This window comes from Pseudomonas sp. S2_A05 (assembly GCF_054668485.1).
Map to the genome: position 1 here is coordinate 4,382,434 of NZ_CP162775.1, position 26,109 is coordinate 4,408,542.

The 26,109-nt window shown below is 61.5% G+C and carries 23 protein-coding genes; 5 read left to right on the plus strand and 18 right to left on the minus strand.

Annotation, left to right across the window (positions count from 1 at the left end; translation table 11 throughout):
* Window positions 1-93: 93 nt before the first annotated feature.
* The 7 genes from AB4O12_RS20000 to AB4O12_RS20030 all read right to left on the minus strand — a co-directional run bounded on the left by AB4O12_RS20000 (window position 94) and on the right by AB4O12_RS20030 (window position 9,045).
* On the minus strand, window positions 94-651 hold the full coding sequence (locus AB4O12_RS20000) for a phosphonate degradation HD-domain oxygenase (protein WP_122881795.1): 558 nt from the start codon (window positions 649-651) through the stop codon (window positions 94-96).
* On the minus strand, window positions 648-1,781 hold the full coding sequence (locus AB4O12_RS20005) for a TIGR03364 family FAD-dependent oxidoreductase (RefSeq protein WP_460059628.1): 1,134 nt from the start codon (window positions 1,779-1,781) through the stop codon (window positions 648-650). The genes AB4O12_RS20000 and AB4O12_RS20005 overlap by 4 nt, the downstream gene beginning before the upstream one ends.
* A 118-nt stretch (window positions 1,782-1,899) precedes the next feature.
* On the minus strand, window positions 1,900-2,925 hold the full coding sequence (locus tag AB4O12_RS20010; protein WP_460059629.1) for a putative 2-aminoethylphosphonate ABC transporter substrate-binding protein: 1,026 nt from the start codon (window positions 2,923-2,925) through the stop codon (window positions 1,900-1,902).
* Between the two features lie 37 nt (window positions 2,926-2,962).
* A complete protein-coding gene (locus AB4O12_RS20015) occupies window positions 2,963-4,687 on the minus strand; it encodes a putative 2-aminoethylphosphonate ABC transporter permease subunit (RefSeq protein ID WP_122748338.1) in 1,725 nt (574 codons plus the stop codon).
* The gene (locus AB4O12_RS20020; protein WP_252884983.1) at window positions 4,687-5,763 is read right to left on the minus strand and encodes a putative 2-aminoethylphosphonate ABC transporter ATP-binding protein; all 1,077 of its coding nucleotides are present in this window, start codon (window positions 5,761-5,763) and stop codon (window positions 4,687-4,689) included. Before AB4O12_RS20020 ends, AB4O12_RS20015 begins: the two co-directional genes overlap by 1 nt.
* A gap of 147 nt (window positions 5,764-5,910) precedes the next feature.
* Window positions 5,911-6,774 carry a LysR family transcriptional regulator gene (locus AB4O12_RS20025; protein WP_038861192.1) on the minus strand — a complete coding sequence of 288 codons (864 nt, stop codon included), beginning with the start codon at window positions 6,772-6,774 and terminating at the stop codon, window positions 5,911-5,913.
* Between the two features lie 15 nt (window positions 6,775-6,789).
* Window positions 6,790-9,045, minus strand: coding sequence for a heavy metal translocating P-type ATPase (locus AB4O12_RS20030; RefSeq protein WP_460059630.1), 2,256 nt, complete (start codon window positions 9,043-9,045; stop codon window positions 6,790-6,792).
* An 84-nt stretch (window positions 9,046-9,129) separates the two neighbouring features.
* Between AB4O12_RS20030 and cadR the strand changes: the two genes are divergently transcribed.
* Window positions 9,130-9,579: a Cd(II)/Pb(II)-responsive transcriptional regulator gene (cadR, locus tag AB4O12_RS20035; RefSeq protein ID WP_256807894.1), complete on the plus strand. Its 450-nt coding sequence runs from the start codon at window positions 9,130-9,132 to the stop codon at window positions 9,577-9,579.
* A 125-nt stretch (window positions 9,580-9,704) separates the two neighbouring features.
* Here cadR and AB4O12_RS20040 read toward each other — a convergent pair whose 3' ends face one another.
* The 3 genes from AB4O12_RS20040 to AB4O12_RS20050 form a co-directional block, all read right to left on the minus strand.
* On the minus strand, window positions 9,705-10,676 hold the full coding sequence (locus AB4O12_RS20040; protein WP_460059631.1) for a thymidylate synthase: 972 nt from the start codon (window positions 10,674-10,676) through the stop codon (window positions 9,705-9,707).
* Between the two features lie 50 nt (window positions 10,677-10,726).
* Window positions 10,727-11,542: a prolipoprotein diacylglyceryl transferase gene (lgt, locus tag AB4O12_RS20045; RefSeq protein ID WP_016772683.1), complete on the minus strand. Its 816-nt coding sequence runs from the start codon at window positions 11,540-11,542 to the stop codon at window positions 10,727-10,729.
* 79 nt (window positions 11,543-11,621) lie between these two features.
* The gene (locus AB4O12_RS20050) at window positions 11,622-12,404 is read right to left on the minus strand and encodes a sulfite exporter TauE/SafE family protein (RefSeq protein ID WP_016772682.1); all 783 of its coding nucleotides are present in this window, start codon (window positions 12,402-12,404) and stop codon (window positions 11,622-11,624) included.
* A 130-nt stretch (window positions 12,405-12,534) separates the two neighbouring features.
* Here AB4O12_RS20050 and AB4O12_RS20055 point away from each other — a divergent pair, with 130 nt between their 5' ends.
* A complete protein-coding gene (locus AB4O12_RS20055) occupies window positions 12,535-13,281 on the plus strand; it encodes an NRDE family protein (protein ID WP_457264969.1) in 747 nt (248 codons plus the stop codon).
* Between the two features lie 210 nt (window positions 13,282-13,491).
* On the opposite strand, the gene ptsP is transcribed toward AB4O12_RS20055, so the two are convergent.
* On the minus strand, window positions 13,492-15,771 hold the full coding sequence (ptsP, locus tag AB4O12_RS20060; protein WP_041476855.1) for a phosphoenolpyruvate--protein phosphotransferase: 2,280 nt from the start codon (window positions 15,769-15,771) through the stop codon (window positions 13,492-13,494).
* A 22-nt stretch (window positions 15,772-15,793) separates the two neighbouring features.
* Window positions 15,794-16,273 (minus strand): RNA pyrophosphohydrolase, encoded by a 480-nt coding sequence (locus AB4O12_RS20065; RefSeq protein WP_003229203.1) that lies wholly within the window; start codon window positions 16,271-16,273, stop codon window positions 15,794-15,796.
* A gap of 143 nt (window positions 16,274-16,416) precedes the next feature.
* On the opposite strand from AB4O12_RS20065, the gene AB4O12_RS20070 reads away from it, so the two are divergent.
* Complete coding sequence (locus AB4O12_RS20070; RefSeq protein WP_056786265.1) at window positions 16,417-17,073, plus strand: histidinol-phosphatase; 657 nt, start codon at window positions 16,417-16,419, stop codon at window positions 17,071-17,073.
* A 120-nt stretch (window positions 17,074-17,193) separates the two neighbouring features.
* Here AB4O12_RS20070 and AB4O12_RS20075 read toward each other — a convergent pair whose 3' ends face one another.
* Window positions 17,194-17,607 carry a DUF2269 family protein gene (locus AB4O12_RS20075; protein ID WP_056786263.1) on the minus strand — a complete coding sequence of 138 codons (414 nt, stop codon included), beginning with the start codon at window positions 17,605-17,607 and terminating at the stop codon, window positions 17,194-17,196.
* A 41-nt stretch (window positions 17,608-17,648) separates the two neighbouring features.
* A complete protein-coding gene (ilvA, locus tag AB4O12_RS20080) occupies window positions 17,649-19,163 on the minus strand; it encodes a threonine ammonia-lyase, biosynthetic (RefSeq protein ID WP_016772678.1) in 1,515 nt (504 codons plus the stop codon).
* A gap of 317 nt (window positions 19,164-19,480) precedes the next feature.
* On the opposite strand from ilvA, the gene rpiA reads away from it, so the two are divergent.
* Window positions 19,481-20,155: a ribose-5-phosphate isomerase RpiA gene (gene rpiA / locus AB4O12_RS20085; protein WP_007913886.1), complete on the plus strand. Its 675-nt coding sequence runs from the start codon at window positions 19,481-19,483 to the stop codon at window positions 20,153-20,155.
* 143 nt (window positions 20,156-20,298) lie between these two features.
* On the opposite strand, the gene AB4O12_RS20090 is transcribed toward rpiA, so the two are convergent.
* The 4 genes from AB4O12_RS20090 to AB4O12_RS20105 all read right to left on the minus strand — a co-directional run bounded on the left by AB4O12_RS20090 (window position 20,299) and on the right by AB4O12_RS20105 (window position 24,626).
* The gene (locus AB4O12_RS20090; RefSeq protein ID WP_056786260.1) at window positions 20,299-21,216 is read right to left on the minus strand and encodes an SdiA-regulated domain-containing protein; all 918 of its coding nucleotides are present in this window, start codon (window positions 21,214-21,216) and stop codon (window positions 20,299-20,301) included.
* A gap of 180 nt (window positions 21,217-21,396) precedes the next feature.
* Complete coding sequence (locus AB4O12_RS20095; protein ID WP_252877073.1) at window positions 21,397-22,320, minus strand: SdiA-regulated domain-containing protein; 924 nt, start codon at window positions 22,318-22,320, stop codon at window positions 21,397-21,399.
* Between the two features lie 204 nt (window positions 22,321-22,524).
* Entirely contained in the window at window positions 22,525-23,190 is a 666-nt protein-coding gene (locus AB4O12_RS20100) for a fumarylacetoacetate hydrolase family protein (RefSeq protein ID WP_024014705.1), read from the minus strand.
* Window positions 23,191-23,231: 41 nt separating this feature from the next.
* Window positions 23,232-24,626: an FAD-binding oxidoreductase gene (locus tag AB4O12_RS20105; RefSeq protein ID WP_024014706.1), complete on the minus strand. Its 1,395-nt coding sequence runs from the start codon at window positions 24,624-24,626 to the stop codon at window positions 23,232-23,234.
* 205 nt (window positions 24,627-24,831) lie between these two features.
* Here AB4O12_RS20105 and serA point away from each other — a divergent pair, with 205 nt between their 5' ends.
* Window positions 24,832-26,061, plus strand: coding sequence for a phosphoglycerate dehydrogenase (gene serA, locus AB4O12_RS20110; protein ID WP_460059632.1), 1,230 nt, complete (start codon window positions 24,832-24,834; stop codon window positions 26,059-26,061).
* Window positions 26,062-26,109 lie beyond the last annotated feature (48 nt).

The window sequence follows — 26,109 nt, forward strand, 5'->3', positions numbered from 1 at the left end:
CACCGACCTGAGATATCCAGTCGAACTCAGGTTTGAAAAGCATGGAGATCAGCGCCCTCTCCCTCCGGGAGAGGGCTGGGGTGAGGGCTGCAATCACTCAGCCGACAACAATTTCTCAGCCTTGCGCTTTAACACACTCAGATCCACCAGCGGCACCGCAACCTCCTTCGCCAACTCATCCCAGCGCCGCATGCGCAAACTCAGCGCACACAACGGATCAGCCTCGAACGCATCCGCCTCAGCCGCGCTCATCACCCCGCCCTGATATTCCAGCGTCCTGCGACTCGCCTCACTCAACCGCGCGTAATACCCCGGCTCGCGCAAGGTCAGATAGCGTTTAGCCTGAACGTGATATTCCACCAGTCGCGCCAGCCGTTCGCTGAAACCTGCCTCACGCAGATAGTCGGCACCGAGCCGTTCATGGCTGACCACGCCATAACCGCCCATGTTTTCCGCGCCCTCGGCACACAAATGGCCGATGTCATGAAAGAACGCCGCCAGCACCACTTCATCGTCACAGCCTTCAGCCATGGCCAGTTCTGCGGCCTGGGACATGTGCTCGAGCTGCGACACCGGTTCGCCGATGTAATCGCTGGCGCCGAAGCGTTCATACAGGCCGAACACCCGGGCGATCACCTGTTCGTGATTCATGCCTCCTCCAGTAACTGCGCGATGTTGCGTTCGGCCAGCGCCGGGCCGACGCTCATGCCGACGCCGGTGTGCATCAGCGCCACGCTCAGGCCCGGTGCCGGACGCAGGAATGAAAACGGCCCTGGCCCCCGAGAACCATAGACGCCCTGCCAGCGTTCGACCACTTGCACCTGGCAGCCCAGCGTCTGCTCGGCGAGTTCGAGCATCCAGTTGTCGACCTGTTCGGCGTTGAACGGTGAAGCATCGCTGCCGTAATGATGCGAATCGCCGATGATCAACTCGCCATACGGCGTCGGACTGATCAGCAAGTGAATGCCGTTAGCGTGCAGGTGCGGTTGTTCACGGAGGATCTGCGCCTGCACCGCTGCGGCTTCCGGCAGATCGGCGAAAGCGCCGTAGTGCACGCAGCTCAGGCCGGTGAGCACGGCGTGTTGCAGATTGAGACCGGCCTGCGGTCTGGCGCGGAGCATTTGCAAACGACAGATCTGCGGATTGAGCGCAGCAATCGGCTCGGCCAGCAGGGTCTGATAATCGTGGCCGGAGCAGACGATGATCTGCTTGCCGGTAAAACTGCCGGCGGTACTGTGCAAATGCCCCGGCTCGACGTCGCGCACCAGCGTGGAAAAGTGAAACTCGACACCGAGGTCGCGGCGCAGATAGTCGATCAGCGCCGGAATCGCTTCGCGCGAGTACAACTGCTGATCATCGATACCGTGCAACGCGGCGCGGTGATGGCTGAACTGGCCGCCATAGAGATCACGCAACGCCGCGCCGCGCAGCAGCTCGACGTTGTAGCCATGCTCGACCGCGCGGTCGGCGCAGAAGGCTTCGAGCAGGTGTTCTTCGGCCTCGCTGCGGGCGAACAGGTACGAACCGTTGCGCTTGATCTGCACACCGGCAAGTTGCGCCCAGTCGCCCCAGATTTCGCGGCTGGCCCTGGCCAGGTCGAGCATGGTGCCGGGCGGCTGACCGGTGACCAGTGCCTGGCCGAAATTGCGCACCGAAGCGCCAAGGGGCGTGGCTGTGCGTTCGAATACCGCGACTTTCAGGCCGCGTTTGGCGGCGGCATAGGCGTGGGACAGACCGAGGATGCCAGCGCCGATGATGAGCAGGTCTTTGGGTTGTGTCATGTAGAGGTGCTCTGAATGAGAAACCGCTTTCGCGAGCAGGCTCGCTCCCACAGGGGACAGCATTGCAACTGTGGGAGCGAGCCTGCTCGCGAAGGGGCCTTGTCAGTCGATAAAGATCTTACTTGGCGACAACTTTCTCGGACTTGCCGTCATACCGCTTGCGCCATTCAGCCAGAATCTCGTCGCGATTCTTCGAGGCCCAGGCAAAGTCGTTCTTGATCAGGCGCTGCTCATAGTCGGCTGGCAATTCGGTTTGCGGCTTGGCAATCCCCGGCTGGGCGAGCACTGCGAAGTTTTCCTTGTACAGATCCATCGCCTCGGCGCTGGCGGAGAAGTCAGCGAGTTTTTTCGCTGCCTCTTCATGCGGCGTGCCCTTGATCACCGCCGTCGCTTCGATCTCCCAGCCCAGACCTTCCTTCGGCAGGATGATGTCCAGCGGCGCGCCCTGGCGTTTCAGCTGTACGGCTGGATATTCAAAGGAAATCCCGATCGGAAACTCCCCCGCCGCCGCCAGTTTGCACGGCTTGGAACCGGAGTGAACGTACTGGCCGATGTTCTGGTGCAAGCCGTCCATGTAGGCCCAGCCCTGTTTCTCGCCGAAGGTTTGCAGCCAGGCGCTGACGTCGAGGAAACCGGTGCCGGACGACGCCGGATTGGGCATGACGATCTTGCCCTTGTACTCAGGCTTGGTCAGGTCCTGCCAACTGACCGGTTTGCTCAGCCCCTGCTTCTCGGCTTCGACGGTGTTGAAGCAAATGGTCGCGGCCCACACATCCATGCCTACCCAGGCTGGCGGGTTGGCGGCGTCGCGGTAATTCGCGCCGATCTTGGCCAGATCCTTCGGTGCATAGCTTTGCAGCATGCCTTGCTGATCGAGAATCGCCAGGCTCGACGCGGCCAGGCCCCACACCGCGTCAGCCTGCGGACGAGCCTTTTCGGCGAGCAGTTTGGCGGTGATGATCCCGGTGGAATCGCGCACCCATTTGATCTCGACGTCCGGGTTGGCCTTTTCAAAGGCCTCCTTGTAGGACTTCAGTTGTTCGGCTTCGAGGGCGGTGTACACCGTCAACTCGGTTTTTGCCGCGAAGGCATTCAGGCTGAAAGTCGCGAGCACAGCAGCGGCCAGGGCCATAGGCTTGAACATGAGCGTTTTCCTGTAGATGAGTTGAACGGAGTTGCAATCAGTGACCGGGCGCGGTTTGCCGCCAGGCCTGGGAACGGCGCAGCAAGCCGCGCGAAGCCCACGCCAGCAGCAAGGACACGCCGGCCGAAGTGAACAGAATCAGGGTCGACATCGCCGCCGCGCCGCCGACGTTGCCGGCATCGTCCATGTTCAGCACCGCCACCGCCGCGAGGATGGTGTCGGGGCTGTAGAGGAAGATCGCGGCGGAAACCGTGGTCATTGCCGAGACGAACAGGTAGCGCACGATGTCCAGCAGCGCCGGCAGGCAGATCGGCACGGTCACGCGCAGGTAATGCCGGTACAGCGGCGCCTTCAGCGACAGCGCCGCAGCCTCGAACTCAGCATCGAGCTGGCGCAGCGCGGTGGTCGCGGTCATTTGTGCGGTGGTCAGGTAGTGCGCAATGGTGCAGACGATCAGCAGCGTCATCGTCCCGTAGAGCACGTGCAGCGGATTGCCGCTGAGGTTGAAGAAGAAGACGTAACCCAGGCCCAGCACCAGCCCCGGCACCGCCATCGGCACGAAGCTGAGCATGCGCAAAGCCAGGTTCAGCCCGCGCTGAGTGCGGGTTTTCTCCATCAGATAGGCGCCAGTGAAAATCAGCACGCTGCCAATCAGCGCCGTGCCCAGAGCCATCTTCAGACTGTTGCCGTAGGCGAGCCAGCCACCGCCGGCGGTCTCGTTGAACTGATAGTGGTTGAGCGACAGCGACAGGTTGTACGGCCAGAACTTCACCAGCGACGAAAACACCGCCATGCCGAACACCAGGATCAACGCCGCACTGATCAGCAAAACGATCGCCAGATAGCAGCCGTCGCGCAGCCTGGACGGCAGCGGTTTGAACACCTGCGCGCGTCCGCTCATGGAGTCGCCATGGCGGCGACGCAACCAGGCATCGACACCGAAACTGAACAGCGCCGGCAGCAACAGCACCATGCCGATCAACGCGCCGCGACCGAATTGCTGCTGGCCGACCACGGCTTTGTAGGCCTCCAGCGCCAGCACTTGATAGTCGCCACCGACCACCACCGGCACACCGAAATCGGTGATAGTCAGGGTGAACACCAGACAGAACGCGGCGAACACCGCCTGGCGGGTCGCCGGCCAGGTGATGCTGCGAAACGCCTTGGCCGGGCTGGCGCCCATGCTTGATGCGGCATCGAACAGCCGCGCATCGGCCAGCGACAATGCCGAGAGCAAAATCATCAGCGCATGGGGAAAGGTGTAGATCACCTCACCCAGCACAATGCCCCAGAACCCGTAGATATTGTCCGAGAGCAGCCCACGCAGCATGCCCTGATTGCCGAACAGATAGACCAGCGCAATTCCCGGCAGCATCGACGGCGCCATCAGCGGCAGCAGGGAGATCCCGCGCCAGATGCCTTTGCCCGGAATCAGCGTGCGTTGCAGCGCGTAGGCAAACAGGTAGGCCAGCGGTACGACAATGGCCGCCACGCTGAGGGACACTTTCAGGCTGTTGCCGAGCAACCAGTGGAAATTGGCGCTGGTCACCAACTCCTTCGCCGCGAGCCAGCCACCGCCCTGCCCGGCGTCATTGCTGAAACCGCGCCAGAAGATCGCCAGCAACGGCAGCAGCACCGCGAGACCGAGCAACACCAGCAGGAGGATTTTGCCGCCGAGCACGAACAGGCGATCGCCGATCTCGGCTTTCGAGGACTGTCGCACCTGCTTGTGCGGTAGCGGCAGCGCGAGGTTGCTGTTCATCAGGCGAACACCTGCAAACTGCGCGGCGGCAAGGCGACCATGATCTGCTGGGCGCCGAGGCGCGGCATGGCTTCTGGCGCGAGCTCGGCGAGCAGCGCGTGGCCCGGCAATTGATCAAGTTCGAAGCTCATCCGGCAGCGGTTGCCGAGAAAAGTGATTTCGCGAACCCTGGCCGGGAACAGGTTCTCTTCGTGCACCAGCGGGTTGACGTTGATCGCCTCCGGGCGGCAGAACAGTCGACCCGAAGCGCCGTGCACGCTGCCCTCGGCCAGACGCAGATTCATCCCGCCGACCTGGGCGTGACTGTCGCTGCTGCGCTGGAACGGCAGCCAGTTGCCCTGGCCGACAAACTCGGCCACGAACGGCGTGGCCGGACGGTTGTAGATTTCCTGCGGCGTGGCGTACTGCTCGACGCGGCCGTTATTCATGACCGCGATGCGATCGGCCATCAGCATCGCTTCGTCCTGATTGTGCGTGACCATCAGCGTGGTGATGCCGAGGTTGCGTTGCAGCTGACGCAGCTCGGTGCACAGATGCTCGCGCACCCGCGCGTCGAGGGCCGACATTGGTTCATCGAGCAACAGCAGCGACGGCGCCGGCGCCAATGCGCGAGCGAGCGCGACCCGCTGTTGCTGACCGCCGGACAATTGGCCCGGGTACTTTTTCTCACTGCCGGTGAGACCGACCAGTTCCAGCATCTGACCGACTCGCCGGCGCACTTCATCGCGGCCGCTGCCCGCGAGGCCGTAGGCAATGTTCGCCTCGACCGTCAGATTCGGGAACAGCGCGTAGGACTGGAACAGAATCCCGTAATCCCGTGCTTGCGGGGCGAGGTGCGAGACATCGCGATCGCCCAGGTACAGCTCGCCACTGTCCTGCTGCTCCAGCCCGGCGATGCAGCGCAGCAACGTGGTCTTGCCACAGCCCGATGGACCGAGCAGGCACACCAGTTCGCCGGCGGCGACATCAAGGGAGACGTTATCCAGCGCAGTGAACGCGCCGAAACGCTTGTGCACGCCGCGCACTTTCATCGGCGCGCCGGGGTTGGTCAGGGCAGTTGCGATGGCAGGATTCATGGACAGGCCTCATCAAACGGATGAGGCCAATCCTAGAGTTGTAATGCGTCCGTCATGTGGCAGCGAGGCAAAAACGGCTGATAGTGGTATTCGGGGATTTTGGTTCACTGCAGATCGTTCCCACGCTCCGCGTGGGAACGATCATCTTCAGGCCGGGGACATTTCCTGTGCGAGCCCCAAAAAGGCCGCCGGCAACCGCGCACCCTTGCGCTCTTTGAGGCAATACAGATACTCCGGAATCTGCGGCGCATTCTCGATGGTCAGCACGCGCAATTGCGGATCATGCGGCACTTCCTGCCGGGCAATGATGCTGATGCCGATATTGCGCAGCACCGCTTCGCGGATCGACTCACGGCTGCCGATTTCCAGCAGCGGCCCGAAGCTCACTCCGGCGCTGGCCAGCAACTCTTCGGTCAACCGCCGCGTGGTCGAACCCGGCTCGCGCATCAACAACGTATGCCCGGCCAGCGCGTTCAGCGTCACATGTTCCTGCGCGGCCAACGGATGATTGCGATGCACCGCCAGCACCAGCGGATCGGTGCCGAGTACCCGGCGAATCAACCGCGCATCGTCGAGCAACTGCGACGATGCCGCGACATCCACGCGGTAATCCTCCAGCGCTTCCAGGACCTGCTGCGAGTTGCCGATTTCCACCGACACTTCCACCTGCGGCAAACGCTCGCGGAAGGTCTTCACCAGATCGAGGATGTAATACGGCGCCGTCGCGGCAATGCGCAGCGTGCCCTGCACCTGACCGCTGTTGCGCAGGAAAAACTCGATGTCCGCCTCTTGCTGCAACAGGGTCTTGACCATCGGCAGCAAGCGCGCGCCTTCGTCACTGACGCTTAAGCGGCGCCCGCCACGGTAGAACAGTTCCACCGAATACTGACTCTCCAGATTGCGGATTTGCGTGGTCACGGTCGGTTGGCTGAGGCCGAGTTTTTTCGCCGCCAGCGTAATGCTGCCCAGGCGGGCGACCATGTAAAACGCTTTCAGCTCGGCACTCAGCACAACCATCCCTCACGTTTATTTGCGCAGCAGGCGCAAACCGTTGAACACCACCAGCAGGCTCACACCCATATCGGCAAACACCGCCATCCACATGGTGGCGAGCCCGGCAAAGGTTACCGCAAGAAAGATCGCCTTGATCACCAGCGCCAGTGCGATGTTCTGTTTCAGGATGCTCGCGGTGTTGCGCGACAGGCTGATGAACGCAGGGATCTTGCGCAGATCGTCGTCCATCAGGGCGACATCGGCGGTTTCGATCGCGGTGTCGGTGCCGGCGGCGGCCATGGCGAACCCGATCTCGGCGCGGGCCAGTGCCGGGGCGTCGTTGATGCCATCGCCGACCATACCGACCCGGTGGCCCTGCTTGTACAGATCTTCGATGGCTTGCAGCTTGTCGGTCGGCAGCAAATCGCCGCGCGCCTCGTCGATGCCGACCTGGGCGGCAATCGCCTCGGCAGTGTGGACGTTGTCGCCGGTCAGCATCAGGGTTTTCACCCCGAGTTCATGCAACTGACGAATCGCTTCGCGGCTGGTTTCCTTGACCGTGTCGGCCACGGCGAACAGTGCCAGTGGGCCTGATTTGTCGAGCAGCAACACCACGGATTTGCCCTGCTTTTCCAGGGCGAACAGCTTCTCTTCCAGCTGCGGTGAGCACAGGCCGAGCTCTTCGACCAGACGATGATTGCCCAAGTGATAAGTCTGGCCGTTGATGTCACCTTTAACACCGCGCCCGCCCAGTGCCTCGAAGTTATCCACAGTCAGCGCGGCGAGGTTTTTATCCACAGCGGCGTTGGCAATCGCCAGCGACACCGGGTGATCGGAGCGCCCGGCCAGCGCGGCGGCGATTGCCGGTGCGCTGGCATCGGCCGTCGGGTCGAGTGACAGGTAATCGGTCTGCACCGGTTTGCCGTGGGTGATCGTGCCGGTCTTGTCCAGCGCCAGATAATCAAGCTTGAAGCCGCCCTCCAGATACACGCCGCCCTTGACCAGAATGCCCTTGCGCGCCGCCGCCGCGAGGCCGCTGACGATGGTCACCGGGGTGGAAATCACCAGTGCGCACGGGCAGGCAACCACCAGCAACACCAGCGCGCGGTAGATCCAGTCGAACCACGCCGCGCCCATGAACAACGGCGGGATGATCGCCACGGCCAAGGCGAAGACGAACACCGCCGGGGTGTAGATTTTCGAGAATTGATCAACGAAGCGCTGCGTCGGTGCCCGCGCGCCCTGGGCCTGTTCGACGGCGTGAATGATCCGCGCCAGGGTCGAATTGTTCGCCGCAGCGGTCACCGTGTATTCCAGCGAACCGGCCTGGTTGATGGTGCCAGCGAAGACTTTGTCACCGACGGTTTTTTCCACCGGCAGGCTTTCGCCGGTGATCGGCGCCTGGTCGATGGTCGAGCTGCCGCTGACCACCGCGCCGTCCAGCGCGATGCGCTCGCCGGGTTTCACCCGCACGCGGGCGCCGAGATCGACGCTTTTCACCTCTTGTTCGCGCCAGTTGCCGTCGGCCTGCAAGACCGTGGCTTGCTCGGGGGTCATCTGCATCAAGCCGCTGATCGCATTGCGTGCACGATCCAGCGAGCGTGCCTCGATCAGCTCGGCGACGGTGAAGAGGAACATCACCATCGCCGCTTCCGGCCACTGGCCGATGAGAATCGCGCCAGTCACGGCGATGCTCATCAGCGCGTTGATGTTGAGGTTGCGGTTCTTCAGGGCGATCCAGCCCTTTTTATAAGTGCCGAGGCCGCCGCTGAGGATCGACACCAGCGCAACGACTGCCACCACCCAGTCCGGCGCGGCGCTGGTGAAATGAATGACTTCGGCGCCCAGCGCGGTCAGGCCGGACAGCGCCAGTGGCCACCAGTGTTTTTTCACCGCAGCCGGTGCCGGCGCGTCGACACCCGCCTCGAGCGGCTCGGCGTGCATGCCGAGGGACTTGATCGCTTCGGTGATCGGCTCGGTGCCCGGCAGATTGTGGGTCACGCCAAGTACGCGGTTGATCAGATTGAATTCCAGTTGCTGCACCCCGGCCAGTTTGCCGAGCTTGTTCTGGATCAGGGTCTGCTCGGTCGGGCAGTCCATCGCCTCGATGCGGAAGCTGCTCAGGCGCGCGTCGGCGCTGGTCTTTTCGCTCAGTTGCACCCGCGCAGGTGCGGCGGCTTTTGACGAGCAGCAGGAATCGCCGCCATGCGCATGTTTATGCACGGGCTGCAATTTATGACTGTGATCGTGACCGTCGCCGCGCTTGTGGGTGTGCAGGGAATCGCTCATTGGTCGCGTCCATGAAGGTGCCTGTTGCCAAGTAAAGACCCTGTAGCCACTATAGGGTCAAGCACCCTTTTGGAGATGGCGGTCATGAAGATCGGCGAACTGGCGAAACTCACCGACTGTGCGGTTGAAACCATCCGCTACTACGAGCGCGAAAACCTCCTGCCGGAACCGGCGCGCAGCGACGGCAACTACCGCGTCTACACCCAGGCCCACGCCGAGCGCCTGACCTTCATCCGCAACTGCCGCACCCTCGACATGACCCTCGAAGAAATCCGCAGCCTCCTCGCCCTGCGCGACAGCCCGCAGGATCAGTGCGAGAGCGTCAATGCGCTGATCGACGAACATATTCAGCATGTGAAGGCGCGGATTGATGGCTTGCTGGCCTTGCAGACACAACTGCTCGACCTGCGCCAACGCTGTGGCGAAGGGCCGGATGCGGATCAATGCGGGATCTTGCAGCGGCTGGAGGTGAGTGGCGGGGTTGTCGCGACCGAAGTTGAGCATTCCCACGTCGGCCGTAGCCACGGCCACTAAGCACACCGCAAAAACAAATGTGGGAGCGAGCCTGCTCGCGAAAGCGGTGTATCAGTCGACACATCTGTGACTGACACGCCCTCTTCGCGAGCAGGCTCGCTCCCACAGGGATATTGCGGTGTGGTTTAGACCGCCATCGGCGCGGTCATCGGCGGATGGTGCTCATAGCCTTCCAGCGAGAAATCGCTCGGCTCGACCAGCTCCAGCCATTCCGGCTGATACACACCAGTCTTGGCAAACTCCGGCACGCGGTCGGAGATTTTCAGTTTCGGCATGGCAAACGGCTCGCGCTTGAGCTGTTCGTTGAGCATGTCCAGGTGGTTTTCGTAGACGTGCGCATCGCCGATGAAATAGGTGAACCAGCGCGGCGTGTAACCGGTCAGGCGACCGATCAGGCTCAGCAGTGCGGCGCCTTCGGTGAGGTTGAACGGCGTGCCCAGTCCCAGATCATTGGAGCGGATGTACAGGGTCAGCGAGATCTCTTTGGTCTCGACGTTCGGGTGGAACTGGTACAGCAGGTGGCATGGCGGCAGGGCCATTTCATCGAGCTGGGCGACGTTCCAGCCGTGGAACAGAATGCGGCGGCTGCCCGGATCCTTGATGATCGTGTCGACGCACTTGCGTACCTGGTCGATCGCCTTGTACAGCACGACGTAGGCCTGGCCGTCTTCTTCGCCCTGAGCGATCTGCTTGTAGCCGTTGCTCAGGGTCTGTTCGATGGCAGCGGTGTTGCTCAGCGGGATCTGCTTGTACGCCGGCCACTTGCGCCATTGCACGCCGTAGATTTCACCGAGGTCGTCGTCGCCCTGACGGAACGGGTTGGCCAGCCACTGCGCGTTTTCGTTGGCGTTCTGGTCCCAGACCTTGCAGCCCAGCGCGCGGAATTCAGCGGCGTTGTTCACGCCACGCAGAAAGCCGCACATCTCGCCGATGGCCGATTTGAAGGCCATTTTGCGCGTGGTGATCGCCGGGAAGCCTTCCTGCAGATCGAAACGCAGCATCGCTCCCGGGAAACTGATGGTGTTGATACCGGTGCGGTTGGCCTGTTTGGTGCCGTTCTGAATGACGTGCGAGACCAGTTCGAGATATTGCTTCATGAGGTACCTGTGTCCTTGGAGCCCCGGCGTCGCGCGCCGGGGTTCGTAGTTTAAGCCGTCGGCGCGAGCGGCGCTGCCGGGGCGCGACGATAGGCCAGCCAGATCAGCAACAGCCCGCCGACAATCATCGGCACGCAGAGCACCTGACCCATGGTCAGCCAGTTCCACGCCAAGTAGCCGAGCTGAGCATCCGGGACGCGGACGAACTCGACGATGAAACGGAAGATGCCGTAGAACAGCGCGAACATGCCGGAGACCGCCATGGTCGGGCGCGGTTTGCGCGAGAAGATCCACAGGATCAGGAACAGCGCCACGCCTTCGAGGGCGAACTGATACAGCTGCGACGGGTGGCGCGGCAACTGCGCCGGATCGCTGAACGGCGGGAACACCATCGCCCACGGCACGTCGGTCGCCTTGCCCCACAACTCGGCGTTGATGAAGTTGCCGATGCGCCCGGCGCCCAGGCCGATCGGCACCATCGGCGCGACGAAGTCCATCAGCTGGAAGAACGACTTGCCATTGCGCTTGCCGAACCACAAGGCCGCGAGCATCACGCCGATGAATCCGCCGTGGAACGACATGCCGCCCTTCCACACTTCGAAAATCAGCGTCGGGTTGGCCAGGTACGCGCTCAGATCATAGAACAGCACGTAACCCAGACGGCCGCCAACGATCACGCCCATCGATAGCCAGAACACCAGATCGGAGAGTTTCTCCTTGGTCCAGGTCGGGTCGAAGCGGTTGAGCCGGCGCGACGCCAACAGCCACGCGCCGCCGATGCCGATCAGGTACATCAGACCGTACCAGTGGATTTTCAGCGGACCGATGGCCAGGGCCACCGGGTCGATCTGCGGGTAAGGCAGCATTGCGACTCCTTGTTAGAGTTGAAAGCAAAATTCCCGGGTGACGCTGCCACCTCAGGATTAAGCCAGGATTGCCACGCGGTCAGAGCAGAAAGCTCAAACCCACGCAGAACAGCAAAGCGGCGAACAGCCTTTTCAGCAAGCGCGGCGACAACCTGTGCGCCAGACGCGCGCCGAGCCGAGCGAAGACCATGCTGGTCAGGGCGATGCCCAACAATGCCGGCAGATAAACAAAACCGAGACTATGGGCCGGCAACAACGGATCGTGCCACCCCAGAATCATGAAACTTGCTGCACTGGCCAGAGCGATCGGCAGGCCACAGGCCGATGAGGTCGCCACGGCCTGCTGCATCGGCACGCTGCGCCAGGTCAGAAACGGCACGGTCAGCGAGCCGCCGCCAATACCGAAAATCGCCGACGCCCAGCCAATCACCGTACCGGCGGCAGTCAGACCGAGTTTGCCCGGTACCGTTCGGCTGGCCTTGGGTTTGACATCCAGCGCCAGTTGCACGGCGATCACCAGAGCGAACACACCGATGATCTTTTGCAGGTTCGGCCCGGAGATGGCTTCTGCGGTCAGCGCACCGAAACCGGCGCCGAGCAGAATGCCCACGGTCATCCAGCGAAAAATCGCCCAGCGCACCGCGCCACGACGGTGATGTTCACGCACGGCGTTGACCGAGGTGAATATGATCGTCGCCAGCGATGTGCCCACCGCCAGGTGCGTAAGAATCGACTGATCGAAGCCCTGCAAAGTGAAGCTGAACACCAGCACCGGGACGATGATGATCCCGCCGCCAACGCCAAACAGCCCGGCGAGCACGCCCGCACAGGCGCCGAGCGCCAGGTAGAGCAGAAATTCCATGACCGTCTCCAGCACGCATCGGCAAAACAGGAGCGGCATGTTAACGGATGCGCAGCCTTCTGCTCCACTGGCGATGGATGCACGGACGCCGGATGCGTAGAGTGGGCAAAAAACACACAAGGACCACCTTATGTGCCTGATTGTTTTCGCCTGGCGCCCGGGCCATGCCCAGCCGCTGATCGTCGCGGCCAACCGCGACGAGTTCTACGCCCGCCCCAGCCTGCCATTGGCGCCGTGGCCCGAGGCGTCACAGGTGCATGCCGGGCGCGATCTTGAAGCTGGCGGCACCTGGCTGGGGATCGGCAGCAACGGACGCTTCGCAGCGCTGACCAATATCCGCGATCCGCAACAGCCGCCCGCGACCAAATCCCGGGGCGAGCTGGTAGCGCGGTTTCTCACGACTGATCTGTCGATTGATGATTATTTGAGCGATGTAGTGGCCCGTGCCGCCGAATATGCCGGGTTCAATCTGCTGCTGGGCAATGCCCATGAGTTGTGGCATTTCAATGCACGAGCGTCAGAGCCGGTGATGTTGCAGCCTGGAGTTTATGGGTTATCCAACGCGGGGCTGGATACGCCCTGGCCGAAACTGCTCAAGGCCAGGGCGGCGTTGAGCGCGGTACTGGATGATCCGCAGCCTGAGCATTTGTTGACCTTGCTCAGCGATGCACAGACCGCACCCGAGGCCGAATTGCCGGATACCGGGGTGGGCATGGCGACGGAGTCGTTGCTGTCGAGCGTGTTTATTGCCAGCCAGAGTTACGGGACGCGGGCGAGTACAGCGTTGGTTGTGCAGGCGGACGGCACGCGGCGGATGGTGGAGCGCAGTTTTGGGCCGTATGGCGGGCATCTCGGGGAAGTTGAGGTTTGTGTCTAACAGCAGCCCCTCACCCCAGCCCTCTCCCGGAGGGGAGAGGGGGCCGACCGAAGTGCCTTGCGGTATACATCGACCTGAGAGATCGAGTCGATTATGGATTCAGCAAAGCACTTACAGGTCGACGGAGTTCTGCAGCATCCCCCAATCAGTCCCCTCTCCCTCTGGGCGGTCCGACGTTTCGGGAGGGCTAGGGTGAGGGGCCTTTGATCTTTAGAGAGCCTTGGTCACCACCGGCGAATTCATCTTGGCCAACCCGAGATTCTTCAGCGCCAGTTGCAGCGAGCTGTGGATAACCTGCGGGTTATCGATCTTCATCAGTTCCGCCAGCATCTCCTGCGCCTTGCTCAGGTTCACCTGACGCAACATCCACTTCACCTTCGGCAGGTTGGTGGCGTTCATCGACAGGCTGTCGAAACCCATCGCCATCAACAGCACCGCCGCCGCCGGATCACCGGCCATCTCGCCGCAGATGCTCACCGGCTTGCCTTCGGCGTGGGCGTCAGTGACCACGGTTTGCAGGGCTTGCAGCACCGCCGGGTGCAGATAGTCGTAGAGGTCGGCGACGCGCGGGTTGTTGCGGTCTACCGCCAGCAGGTACTGGGTCAGGTCGTTGGAGCCGACCGAAAGGAAATCGACCATCCGCGCCAGCTCCTTGGTCTGGTACACCGCTGCAGGGATCTCGATCATCACGCCGATCGGCGGCATCGGCACATCGGTACCTTCGTCGCGCACTTCGCCCCAGGCGCGGTGGATCAGGTGCAGGGCCTCTTCGAGTTCGTGAGTGCCGGAGATCATCGGCAGCAGAATCCGCAGGTTGTTCAGGCCTTCGCTGGCCTTGAGCATCGCGCGGGTCTGCACCAGGAAGATTTCCGGGTGGTCGAGGGTGACGCGGATACCGCGCCAGCCGAGGAACGGGTTGTCTTCCTTGATCGGGAAGTACGACAGCGATTTGTCACCGCCGATGTCGAGGCTGCGCATGGTCACCGGTTGCGGGTGGAACGCGGCGAGCTGTTCGCGGTAGATCGCCAGCTGTTCCTTCTCGCTCGGGAAGCGCTGGTTGATCATGAACGGCACTTCGGTGCGGTACAGGCCGACCCCTTCGGCGCCACGCTTCTGCGCCCGCGCCACATCGGCGAGCAGGCCGGTGTTGACCCACAGCGGCATGCGGTGACCATCGAGGGTCACGCACGGCAGGTCGCGCAGGGTGTCGAGGCCCAGCGCCAGTTGTTTCTCTTCTTCGACGACTTCGGCGAACTGCTTGCGCAGCACTTCGCTCGGGTTGGTGTAGACCTCGCCACGGGTGCCGTCGACGATCATTTCGATGCCGTCGACCTTGGCGTACGGCAGATCGACCAGGCCCATCACTGTCGGAATGCCCATGGCTCGGGCGAGAATCGCGACGTGAGAGTTACCCGAACCGAGTACCGAAACCAGACCGACCAGCGTGCCTTCCGGCACCTCGCCGAGCATCGCCGGCGTCAGCTCTTCGCTGACCAGAATGGTTTTTTCCGGGTAGACCAGATTCTGCTGGCGCTCTTCCTGCAGATAGGCGAGCAAGCGGCGGCCAAGGTCTTTGACGTCCGAAGCACGCTCGCGCAGGTAGGCGTCGTCCATCAGTTCGAAACGGTTGACGTGCTCAGTGACCACCTGACGCAGCGCGCCCTGAGCCCACTGCCCCGTTTTGATCACCGTGGTGATTTCGCTGCCCAGCGAGGCATCGTCGAGCATCATCAGGTAGACGTCGAACAACGCGCGCTCTTCCGGGCGCAGTTGGGTCGCGAGTTTGGCGGACAAGGCGCGCATGTCGGCGCGCACGCCTTCGATGGCAGTCTTGAACAGCGCCAGCTCAGCGTCGATGTCGGTGATGGTCTTGTCCGGCACCACGTCCAGGTCCGCCGGCGGCAGCATCACCACGGCGGTACCGACGGCAGCACCCGGCGAACCCGGTACGCCGACGAACTTGGCTTCCTGAATGCCCTTGCCCTGCCGGCCCAGACCACGGATCGAACCGGTGGCCTCGGCGTGGGCGATTACACCAGCAAGCTGCGCGCTCATGGTCACGAGGAAGGCTTCTTCACCTTCGTCGAACTGGCGGCGTTCTTTCTGCTGGATGACCAACACGCCGACGACGCGGCGGTGGTGGATGATCGGTGCACCGAGGAACGAGGCGTAACGCTCTTCACCGGTTTCGGCGAAGTAGCGATAGCGCGGGTGAACCGAAGCGTTTTCCAGGTTCAGGGGTTCTTCACGCGTGCCGACCAGACCGACCAGACCCTCGTTGGGGGCCATGCTGACCTTGCCGATCGAGCGCTTGTTCAAGCCCTCGGTGGCCATCAGGACGAAGCGATTGGTTTCCGGATCAAGCAGGTAGACCGAGCAGACCTGGCTGCCCATGGCCTCTTTGACGCGCAACACAATAATCCCCAACGCCGCCTTGAGATCCTTGGCGGAGTTAACTTCCTGGACGATCTTGCGCAGCGTATTGAGCATGGCTCGGGGTCGAACTCCGTCGTCAGTCGCGCGCTAAAAGGCGCGGGGCAAGCTCTTTGAGAGCGCGTCGATACACCTCGCGCTTGAATGTCACCACCTGGCCCAACGGATACCAATAGCTGACCCAGCGCCAGCCATCGAACTCCGGTTTACCGGTCAGATCCATCCGCACCCGCTGCTCGTTGGAGATCAGGCGCAGGAGGAACCATTTCTGTTTCTGGCCGATGCACAGCGGTTGGCTGTGGGTACGCACCAGGCGTTGCGGCAAACGATAGCGCAACCAGCCTCGGGTACAGGCCAGTATTTCAACATCTTCACGTTCCAGGCCAACTTCTTCGTTCAGCTCGCGGTACAAGGCGTCTTCCGGCGTCTCCTCGGGGTTGATCCCCCCTTGCGGAAACTGCCAGGCGTCCTGATTGATACGGCGAGCCCATAGCACCTGGCCGGCGTCATTCGTCAGAATGATCCCGACATTGGGGCGGAAACCATCGGGGTCGATCACGGCAACAACCTCGCAAACGCATGTCGCCGCATTGTTCCACAAAGCTTGATCAGGCGGCAACGAAGGTTCCTACCTTATGTGCACTCTTGTGAAAAGACCGTATTCTTGTCGCCTTTTTACTGACTTTTCAGCGGGTAACTGCAATGCGCCTGGCTCTATTCGATTTGGACAACACCCTACTGGGCGGCGACAGCGATCACGCCTGGGGCGATTATCTGTGCGAGCGCGGCTTCCTCGACCCGATCGCCTACAAGGCGCGCAACGACGAGTTCTATCAGGATTACCTGGCCGGCAAGCTGGACAACGCCGCCTACCTGAACTTCTGCCTGGAAATTCTCGGCCGCACGGAAATGGCCGTGCTTGAGCAATGGCACAGCGATTACATGCGCGACTGCATCGAGCCGATCGTGCTGCCCAAGGCACTGGAGCTGCTGAAGAAGCACCGCGATGCCGGCGACAAACTAGTGATCATCACCGCCACCAACCGTTTCGTGACGGCACCGATCGCCGTGCGCCTGGGCGTGGAAACCCTGATTGCCACCGAATGCGAAATGATCGACGGCCGCTACAGCGGGCGCAGCACCGACATCCCGTGCTTCCGCGAAGGCAAGGTCACGCGCCTCAATCGCTGGCTGGAAGAGACCGGCTATTCGCTCGAGGACAGCTATTTCTATAGCGATTCGATGAATGATCTGCCGCTGCTGGAGCAGGTGGCGAATCCGGTGGCGGTGGACCCGGATCCGAATCTGCGGGCCGAGGCCGAGAAGCGTGGCTGGCCGGTGATTTCGTTGCGCGGCTGAGATTGCTATCGCTGGCAAGCCAGCTCCCACAGGGTTGTCAGTGTCCACTTAATCTGTGTTCACTGAATACCCCTGTGGGAGCTGGCTTGCCAGCGATGGGGGTCAACTCGGTCTCAAGCCTTAAACCGGCTTGGCCCCCATCAACGCCGCTATGGCGACAAACCCGACGCCGCTGACAATCGCCAGCGCCAGATTGAATGTGCGGTTGCCCACCCCGCTTGTCCACAGCCGATCCAGCCGGACCAGCAGCCAGACCGCACTGAACGTGGCCACGGCGTAGATCACGCTGGATCCCAGAATCCACAATTGGCCCAACGGCCAGCCCACCAGGTGCACCAGCCACCAGCCGGTGAAAGGCATGCTGAGCATGCCGATCAGCATCAGACACCAGATGAACAGCCAGGGACGGCGCATCGTACTGGCCGGCCCTTCGCTGCGATTTCGCCAGGTCAGGGCGGCGAGCCCCAGCCCGCTCGCGAGGATGACCACGGTCGCAGCGACGTGGAGGACTTTCAGGGTGGTCAGGGTTTCCATGTCGTTCTCTTCCGTAGATCCATGCCCATCAGCGTAGCCGCTTAGCCAAGAAACAGCTGATAGGCCGGGTTGTCGCTTTCATCCCAATACGGGTAGCCGATTTCCGCCAGTGCCGCCGGCACCAGATGACGTTCGTCATGGGGCACTTGCAGGCCGGCGACCACGCGGCCGTCCGCTGCGCCGTGGTTGCGGTAGTGGAACATCGAGATATTCCAGCGCCCGCCGAGCTTGTTGAGGAAGTTGAACAAGGCGCCCGGACGCTCCGGGAATTCGAAACGCAGCACCACTTCATCGACCACCTGCGCGGCGCGGCCACCGACCATGTGGCGAATGTGCAGCTTGGCCAGCTCGTTGTCGGTCAGGTCGAGCACCGGAAACCCCTGTTCGGTCAGGCTCGCCAGCAGGGCGCTGCGCGGATCGTTGTCCGGGTGGGTCTGTACGCCGACGAAGATGTGCGCTTCGCTGCCGGTGTTGTAGCGGTAGTTGAATTCAGTGATCTGGCGCTTGCCGATGGCTTCGCAGAACGCCTTGAAGCTGCCGGCCTTTTCCGGAATGGTCACGGCGATGATCGCTTCGCGACCTTCGCCCAGTTCGGCGCGTTCGGCGACGTGGCGCAGGCGGTCGAAGTTGACGTTGGCGCCGGAGTCGATGGCGACGAAAGTCTGGCCGCTTACGCCACGCTGCTCAACATACTTCTTGATCCCGGCCACGCCCAGCGCGCCGGCAGGCTCGGTGATCGAGCGGGTATCGTCGTAGATATCCTTGATCGCCGCGCAGATCTCGTCGGTGCTGACAGTGATCACTTCGTCGACGTAATCCTTGCAGATCTCGAAGGTGTACTGGCCGATCTGCGCCACCGCCACGCCGTCGGCGAAGATGCCTACGGTCGGCAGAACCACGCGTTCGCCCGCTGCCATCGCTGCTTGCAGGCAGTTGGAATCGTCCGGTTCGACGCCAATCACCTTGATGTCCGGACGCAGGTATTTCACGTACGCCGCGATACCGGCGATCAGACCACCACCGCCGACCGGGACGAAAATCGCATCCAGCGGCTGCGGGTGCTGACGCAGGATTTCCATGGCCACGGTGCCCTGCCCGGCAATGGTGTGCGGATCATCGTACGGGTGGATGTAGACGTAGCCTTTTTCATCGACCAGTTTCAGCGAATAGGCCAGCGCTTCCGGAAACGAGTCACCGTGCAGCACCACTTTGCCGCCGCGCGAACGCACGCCTTCGACTTTGATTTCCGGGGTGGTCTTGGGCATGACGATGGTGGCTTTGACGCCCAACACTTTCGCCGCCAGAGCCAGACCCTGCGCATGATTGCCCGCCGACGCGGTGACCACGCCACGAGCGCGCTCTTCGTCGCTCAATTGCGTCAGCTTGTTGTAGGCGCCGCGAATCTTGAACGAGAACACTGGCTGCAAGTCTTCGCGCTTGAGCCAGATGTCATTGCCCAGCCGCTCGGAGAGCTGGCGGGCGTTCTGCAGCGGGGTTTCTACGGCAACGTCATAAACGCGCGAGGTGAGGATCTTTTTGACGTACTGTTCGAGCATCGGAAAGCATCACTGGCGACTGGGCGGGACCAGCGAGTCTAACCCGCCTTTTGCCGAGGCGACCACACTAAACAGGTGGTTTTAAGGTCTGGAAACCCAATCTTGAGTGAGCACCGTTGTGGTGAGGGGATTTATCCCCGCTGGAGTGCGAAGCGCTCCCCTGCTTTTTTTCAGTCACACCGCGTTCCTGGGTTTTACGACGACTGCGTCGCCGAACGGGGATAAATCCCCTCGCCACAGCTTGTTTCCCCCTGTACCACCGCGAGGCCTATAATGCCGGCCTTTCTGCCCAACCCTTGCCCGCTTCCGGAGCCCGCATGACCCAGGATCAACTCAAACAGGCCGTGGCCCAGGCCGCCGTCGACTTCATCCTGCCGAAACTCGACGACAAGAGCATCGTCGGCGTCGGCACCGGCTCCACCGCCAATTGCTTCATCGACGCCCTGGCCCAGCACAAGGGCGCGTTCGATGGCGCGGTCGCCAGCTCCGAAGCCACCGCCGCGCGCCTCAAGGGCCATGGGATTCCGGTGTATGAGCTGAATACCGTCAGCGATCTGGAGTTCTACGTCGACGGCGCCGATGAGAGCGATGCGCACCTGAACCTGATCAAGGGCGGCGGCGCGGCCCTGACCCGCGAGAAGATTGTCGCCGCCGTGGCCAAGACCTTCATCTGCATCGCCGACGCCAGCAAACTGGTGCCGGTGCTCGGCGAGTTCCCGCTGCCGGTGGAAGTCATCCCGATGGCCCGCAGCCACGTAGCCCGCCAACTGGTGAAACTGGGCGGCGACCCGGTGTACCGCGAAGGCGTGCTGACCGACAACGGCAACATCATCCTCGACGTGTTCAACCTGCAGATCACCAACCCGGTGGAGCTGGAAGCACAGATCAATGCCATCGTCGGCGTGGTCACCAACGGCCTGTTCGCCGCGCGTCCGGCGGATCTGTTGTTGCTGGGCACCAGTGAAGGCGTGAAAACCCTGAAGGCTGAGTAACAGACTGCCCCACTTGCCATGGGCTGATAAATAACCTGTGGGAGCGAGCCTGCTCGCGAAAGCGTCGGGTCAGTCAACATATTCAGAGACTGATCAACCGCCTTCGCGAGCAGGCTCGCTCCCACAGTGTTTTGTGATGTCAGTTAGTTTGGTGTGGGTTTTTTGAAGACGTAAAACAGATTCGGCTCGCTCACCAGGTACAACGTGCCGTCATCATCCATTGCAATTCCCTCCGCCTGCGGCACGGTTTTCTGCAAACCCTGGCGCCCGCCGCTGATCGACATGGTGCTCAACGGGCGCCCGTCGACATCCAGTTCGATGATCAAGCGCGACTCGTCCGACAGCGCCAGCAAGTGCCCGCTGCGCTCGTCGTACTGCAGACTCGACAGATCACGCACAAACATTCCGGCATCGCGCTTGGGGTTGTTGATCACGTGCACCGCGTAGGTCTTGTCCGGTTTGAAATGCGGGAAGCCGTGGACTTCGTAGATCAGCATCGGGTCGCGTTCTTTCGCCACGAATAGCCGCTTGCCCACAGAATCATAAGCCAGCCCTTCGAAACCCTTGTTGCCGGACATGTGCACGCCAAGGGTCATTTGCTCGGCATCCTCGGCATCGAGAAAAGTGGTGTCGGCCTCGAGGTGGATCTTGATCAGGCGTTGCTGACGCTCGTCGGTGATCACGTAGGTGTCGGCACTGATGTACTCGACGGCTTCCGGATCGCCGAACCCAACCAGAGCGATGCGCCGCAAAATTTTGCCTTCCAGGGACAATTCGACCAGTTCGGAATTCTTGTTGGTCACGGTGAACAGGCTTTTACGCACCGGATCGTAGGTCAGCGCCGAGACGTCATCGTCGAGCCCCTCGATCGGCCGCGCCTCGATCGTCACCCGATACTGGTCGAGCCCGATCGCCTCGCTGCTCACCGGTTGCCACAGCGTGTGCAGGTTGAACCAGGCGCGCTCGAACAGACGCAGGTATTGGCCGATCGCGATCAACGCAATCAGGACAATCATCAACAGGACGAGAATCAGCGGTTTGGGGCGGGCAAGTCGACGCATTCAGGCAGGCTCGGATTCATGACAGGCCGATGAAATATCACGCCCGTCTGAATTGAAGCTTAATGGCCACTTGCCTCAGATCACAAGCCAAGCGCCGTAGGAGCTGCCGAAGGCTGCGATTTTTTGACTTTCATAAGCAAGATCAAAAGATCGCAGCCTGCGGCAGCTCCAGGGAAGGCATCACCGGTGTTTTTCGAATCGGTAGAACAGGTTCGGCTCGCTGACCATGTACAGCGTGCCGTCCGCATCCATGGTCATGCCTTCGGCGCGGGGAATGGTGTCTTTCAGACCGTTGAAATTCCCAAGCAACGTCATGAAGCTGACTTGCTTGCCATCCTCGTCGAGTTCAAGCAACAGATGTGAATCCGCCGACAGCACCAGCAGATGGCCAGTGCGCGGATCGACAGCCAGCGCCGACAGGTTGCGCAGATCCAGCTGATCGCTGGCCAGCTTCTGCTTGTCGCCCTGCAGGGTCTGGCCGCCATCGCTTTTCCAGGTGAACAGCGCCGGTGGGCGTTCCTCCCCCAGAATCAATCGCTGATTGCGCGGATCCCACGTGATGGCCTCAAACGCCTTGTTCTGATCTTTCGACGGCCCGAGGTCGTATTTGGGGAAATCGGCGATGTTCAGCTCACGAGTCGCGGCGTCGATCTTGACGATCGACAAGGTATGCTCACGCTCATCGACAATGGCCAGCAAGCCGTTTTCCATGACCGTCAGGCCTTCCGGATTGCTCCAGCCCACCAACGGCATCTTGCGCAACACGTCGCCCTCAAGCGTCAGCTCGACCAGGAAGGCATTCTTGCCCATCACCGCGAACAGGGTCTTGGTCTGCGGGTTATAGGCCAGATCCGAAGCTTCGTCCTTTTCCATACCCGGCAGCGGCTTGGCATCGATGACCACCTGATAATCCGGCAGCCACACACTCTCCTTTTGCTCGGCCTTGCTCTCGAAGCGCTCCAGCACCCACAGCACGCCGCGATCATCCCAATGCATGGCGAACGCCAGCCCATAGGCTGCGGCGATGACCAGCAACAGCCAGACATACCAGCGCAGGACGAAGCGCGAACGGGAGGGGGATTTCTGCTGAGTTCGAGATGCCATCGAGGGATGCGTTCCGTTAATTCAGGCCAAGGGTAATAGCACAAAGAGGCCGGCTGAGACGCCAGAATCGCGGGAATTATCCAGAGAGGATGTGAAAAAAACGGGAAATGGCGGGATTGCCGTGTGCGTTTGCCAGCAACACACTTGTGGCGAGGGGATTTATACCCTCACCACAAAGCTCACCCCCTGCAAGGGGTTCCGCGGTTAGCGCACGCTGCTGCTGAAGCTGCTCGCCCCCGGCAGCTCGAGGACGATTTCATCGCCGACGTTCAGCGGGCCGACGCCCACTGGCGTACCCGTAAGGATCACGTCACCGGCCTGCAGCGAGAAGCAGCCAGCCATGTGCTGGATCATCGGCACGATCGGGTTGAGCATCGCGCTGCTGTTGCCGTCCTGGCGCACTTCGCCGTTGATGGTCAGGCGGATGCCGATGTCGGTCAGGTCAGCGAAGGTGCTGCCGACCACGAACGGCGCGATCACCGCCGCGCCGTCGAACGACTTGGCGATTTCCCACGGCAGGCCCTTGGCTTTCAGCTCGGCTTGCTTGTCGCGCAGGGTCAGGTCCAGCGCCGGGGCGAAGCCTGAGATCGCATCGAGGACTTCTTCACGGCTCGGCTTGGTCGACAGCGGCTTGCCGATCAACACGGCGATCTCCGCCTCGTAGTGCACTGAACCACGCTCGGTCGGAATGCTGAACCCGCCTTCCAGCGGCACCACGCAACTGCCCGGCTTGATGAACAGCAGCGGCTCGGTCGGCACTGGGTTATCCAGTTCCTTGGCGTGTTCGGCGTAATTGCGGCCAATGCACACGACTTTCCCGATCGGGAAGTGAATGCGCGTGCCGTCGACGTACTGGTGCTGATAGCTCATTTACCGACTCCTGCCTTTATTGATTCAACAGAGATTACCGATCAAACCGGGAAAATCTTGCCCGGGTTCATGATGCCGTTCGGGTCGAAGACTGCCTTGACCGCTTTCATGTACTCGATCTCGGCCGGCGAGCGGCTGTAGGTCAGGTAATCACGCTTGGTCATACCGACGCCGTGCTCGGCCGAGATCGAGCCGTTGTATTTCTCGACGGTTTCGAACACCCACTTGTTGACGGTGGCGCACTTGGCGAAGAACTCGTCCTTGCTCAGGTTTTCCGGCTTGAGGATGTTCAGGTGCAGATTGCCGTCGCCGATGTGGCCGAACCAGACGATTTCGAAATCCGGGTAGTGCTCGCCAACGATCGCGTCGATTTCGCGCAGGAACGCCGGCACTTTCGAGACGGTAACCGAGATGTCGTTCTTGTACGGCGTCCAGTGGGAGATGGTTTCGGAGATGTACTCGCGCAGCTTCCACAGATTGTGCAGCTGGGTTTCGCTCTGGCTCATCACGCCGTCGAGCACCCAGCCCTGTTCAACGCAGTGTTCGAAGGTTTCCAGCGCGCTGTTCGCCACTTCTTCGGTGGTCGCTTCGAATTCCAGCAGGGCGTAGAACGGGCACTCGGTGTCGAATGGCGCCGGCACGTCGCCACGGCCCATGACCTTGGCCAGCGCCTTGTCGGAGAAGAATTCGAACGCCGTCAGGTCGAGTTTGCCCTGGAAGGCATGCAGCACCGGCATGATCGAATCGAAATCGGCGGTACCGAGGACCATCGCCGTGAGGTTTTTCGGCGCGCGATCAAGGCGCATGGTCGCTTCGACGACGAAACCGAGGGTGCCCTCGGCGCCGATGAACAGCTGACGCAAGTCGTAACCGGTGGCGTTCTTGATCAGGTCCTTGTTCAGTTCGAGCACATCGCCCTTGCCGGTGACGACTTTCATGCCGGCCACCCAGTTGCGGGTCATGCCGTAGCGAATCACTTTGATCCCGCCGGCATTGGTGCCGATATTGCCGCCAATCTGGCTGGAACCTGCCGAGGCGAAGTCGACCGGATAGTACAGGCCGTTTTCTTCGGCGACGTTCTGCAGATGCTCAGTGACCACGCCCGGTTGGCACACGGCAGTGCGGTCGGTGAGGTTGACGTCGAGAATCTGGTTCATGTAATCGAACGAAACCACCACTTCGCCATTGGCCGCCACCGCAGCGGCGGACAAACCGGTGCGCCCGCCGGATGGCACCAGCGCAACCTTATGAGTGTTGGCCCAACGCACCACGGCCTGCACTTGCTCGATGGTCTTGGGAAACACGATGGCGCTCGGTGCCGGGGCAAAGTGTTTGGTCCAATCCTTGCCGTAAGTGTTCAGGGAGTCGGCGTCGGTGAGGACTTTGCCAGGCTCAACCAGGGTCTTCAGTTCATCAATCAGCGCAGGATTGGTCATCGACAGAACTCTCGAACAATTCATGGTCATCCTGAGAACGCTTCACGTCGCAGGAATGAGTGTTTAGCGGGGTGGCTATGCTAGCATACCGACCCCGCAGGACAGTGCCCAAGGCCAGATCCGCGGTGACGGCTTTGTTGCCGTGCGGGTCAGCTCCAGGCTGCTCCCTCCCTGCCATTTTTCTCCGGGATACAGGTTTACGCAGATGAGCAAGACTTCTCTCGATAAGAGCAAGATCAAGTTCCTTCTTCTCGAAGGCGTCCACCAATCGGCTGTCGACGTCCTCAAGGCGGCGGGCTACACCAGCATCGAATACCTGACTGGTTCCTTGCCGGAAGCCCAGCTCAAGGAAAAGATCGCTGACGCTCACTTCATCGGCATTCGCTCGCGCACCCAACTGACCGAAGAGATCTTCGATCACGCGAAGAAACTGGTCGCGGTCGGCTGTTTCTGCATCGGCACCAACCAGGTTGACCTCAGTGCGGCCCGCGAGCGCGGTATCGCCGTGTTCAACGCACCGTACTCCAACACCCGTTCCGTAGCCGAGCTGGTACTGGCCGAAGCGATCCTGCTGCTGCGCGGCATCCCTGAGAAAAATGCCTCCTGCCACCGTGGCGGCTGGATCAAGTCCGCTGCCAACTCGTTCGAGATCCGTGGCAAGAAACTGGGCATCGTCGGCTACGGCTCGATCGGCACGCAGTTGTCGGTGCTGGCTGAAGGTCTGGGTATGCAAGTTTTCTTCTATGACACCGTGACCAAGCTGCCACTGGGCAACGCTACGCAGGTCAACAATCTGCACGAGCTGCTGGGCATGTCCGACATCGTCACCCTGCACGTACCGGAAACCGCCGCCACTCAGTGGATGATCGGCGAGAAGGAAATCCGCGCCATCAAGAAGGGCGGCATCCTGATCAACGCTGCACGTGGCACCGTGGTCGAGCTCGACGCCTTGGCGGACGCGATCAAAGACAAGCACCTGATCGGCGCGGCCATCGACGTGTTCCCGGTGGAGCCTCGCTCCAACGACGAAGAGTTCGAAAGCCCGCTGCGTGGCCTCGACAACGTGATCCTGACCCCGCACATCGGTGGCTCGACCGCCGAAGCGCAAGCCAACATCGGTCTGGAAGTGGCAGAGAAACTGGTCAAGTACAGCGACAACGGTACTTCGGTGTCGTCGGTCAACTTCCCGGAAGTGGCCCTGCCGGCTCACCACGGCAAGCACCGCCTGCTGCACATCCACGAGAACATCCCGGGTGTGATGAGCGAGATCAACAAGGTCTTCGCCGAAAACGGCATCAACATCTCCGGTCAGTTCCTGCAGACCAACGAGAAGGTCGGTTACGTGGTGATCGACGTCGACGCCGAATACTCGGAGCTGGCGCAAGAGAAGCTGCAACACGTCAACGGTACTATCCGTAGTCGGGTGCTTTTCTAAAAGCAGCTACAAGCGGCAAGTGAAAGCGCTTTGCCTTTACTTGCCGCT

Excerpts from the sequence above, each read along its gene's own strand:
- AB4O12_RS20000 (WP_122881795.1), bottom strand. The coding sequence starts at position 651 with ATGAATCACGAACAGGTGATCGCCCGGGTGTTCGGCCTGTATGAACGC.
- AB4O12_RS20005 (WP_460059628.1), bottom strand. The coding sequence starts at position 1,781 with ATGACACAACCCAAAGACCTGCTCATCATCGGCGCTGGCATCCTCGGT.
- AB4O12_RS20010 (WP_460059629.1), bottom strand. The coding sequence starts at position 2,925 with ATGTTCAAGCCTATGGCCCTGGCCGCTGCTGTGCTCGCGACTTTCAGC.
- AB4O12_RS20015 (WP_122748338.1), bottom strand. The coding sequence starts at position 4,687 with ATGAACAGCAACCTCGCGCTGCCGCTACCGCACAAGCAGGTGCGACAG.
- AB4O12_RS20020 (WP_252884983.1), bottom strand. The coding sequence starts at position 5,763 with ATGAATCCTGCCATCGCAACTGCCCTGACCAACCCCGGCGCGCCGATG.
- AB4O12_RS20030 (WP_460059630.1), bottom strand. The coding sequence starts at position 9,045 with ATGAGCGATTCCCTGCACACCCACAAGCGCGGCGACGGTCACGATCAC.
- cadR (WP_256807894.1), top strand. The coding sequence starts at position 9,130 with ATGAAGATCGGCGAACTGGCGAAACTCACCGACTGTGCGGTTGAAACC.
- AB4O12_RS20040 (WP_460059631.1), bottom strand. The coding sequence starts at position 10,676 with ATGAAGCAATATCTCGAACTGGTCTCGCACGTCATTCAGAACGGCACC.
- lgt (WP_016772683.1), bottom strand. The coding sequence starts at position 11,542 with ATGCTGCCTTACCCGCAGATCGACCCGGTGGCCCTGGCCATCGGTCCG.
- AB4O12_RS20050 (WP_016772682.1), bottom strand. The coding sequence starts at position 12,404 with ATGGAATTTCTGCTCTACCTGGCGCTCGGCGCCTGTGCGGGCGTGCTC.
- AB4O12_RS20055 (WP_457264969.1), top strand. The coding sequence starts at position 12,535 with ATGTGCCTGATTGTTTTCGCCTGGCGCCCGGGCCATGCCCAGCCGCTG.
- ptsP (WP_041476855.1), bottom strand. The coding sequence starts at position 15,771 with ATGCTCAATACGCTGCGCAAGATCGTCCAGGAAGTTAACTCCGCCAAG.
- AB4O12_RS20070 (WP_056786265.1), top strand. The coding sequence starts at position 16,417 with ATGCGCCTGGCTCTATTCGATTTGGACAACACCCTACTGGGCGGCGAC.
- AB4O12_RS20075 (WP_056786263.1), bottom strand. The coding sequence starts at position 17,607 with ATGGAAACCCTGACCACCCTGAAAGTCCTCCACGTCGCTGCGACCGTG.
- ilvA (WP_016772678.1), bottom strand. The coding sequence starts at position 19,163 with ATGCTCGAACAGTACGTCAAAAAGATCCTCACCTCGCGCGTTTATGAC.
- rpiA (WP_007913886.1), top strand. The coding sequence starts at position 19,481 with ATGACCCAGGATCAACTCAAACAGGCCGTGGCCCAGGCCGCCGTCGAC.
- AB4O12_RS20090 (WP_056786260.1), bottom strand. The coding sequence starts at position 21,216 with ATGCGTCGACTTGCCCGCCCCAAACCGCTGATTCTCGTCCTGTTGATG.
- AB4O12_RS20095 (WP_252877073.1), bottom strand. The coding sequence starts at position 22,320 with ATGGCATCTCGAACTCAGCAGAAATCCCCCTCCCGTTCGCGCTTCGTC.
- AB4O12_RS20100 (WP_024014705.1), bottom strand. The coding sequence starts at position 23,190 with ATGAGCTATCAGCACCAGTACGTCGACGGCACGCGCATTCACTTCCCG.
- AB4O12_RS20105 (WP_024014706.1), bottom strand. The coding sequence starts at position 24,626 with ATGACCAATCCTGCGCTGATTGATGAACTGAAGACCCTGGTTGAGCCT.
- serA (WP_460059632.1), top strand. The coding sequence starts at position 24,832 with ATGAGCAAGACTTCTCTCGATAAGAGCAAGATCAAGTTCCTTCTTCTC.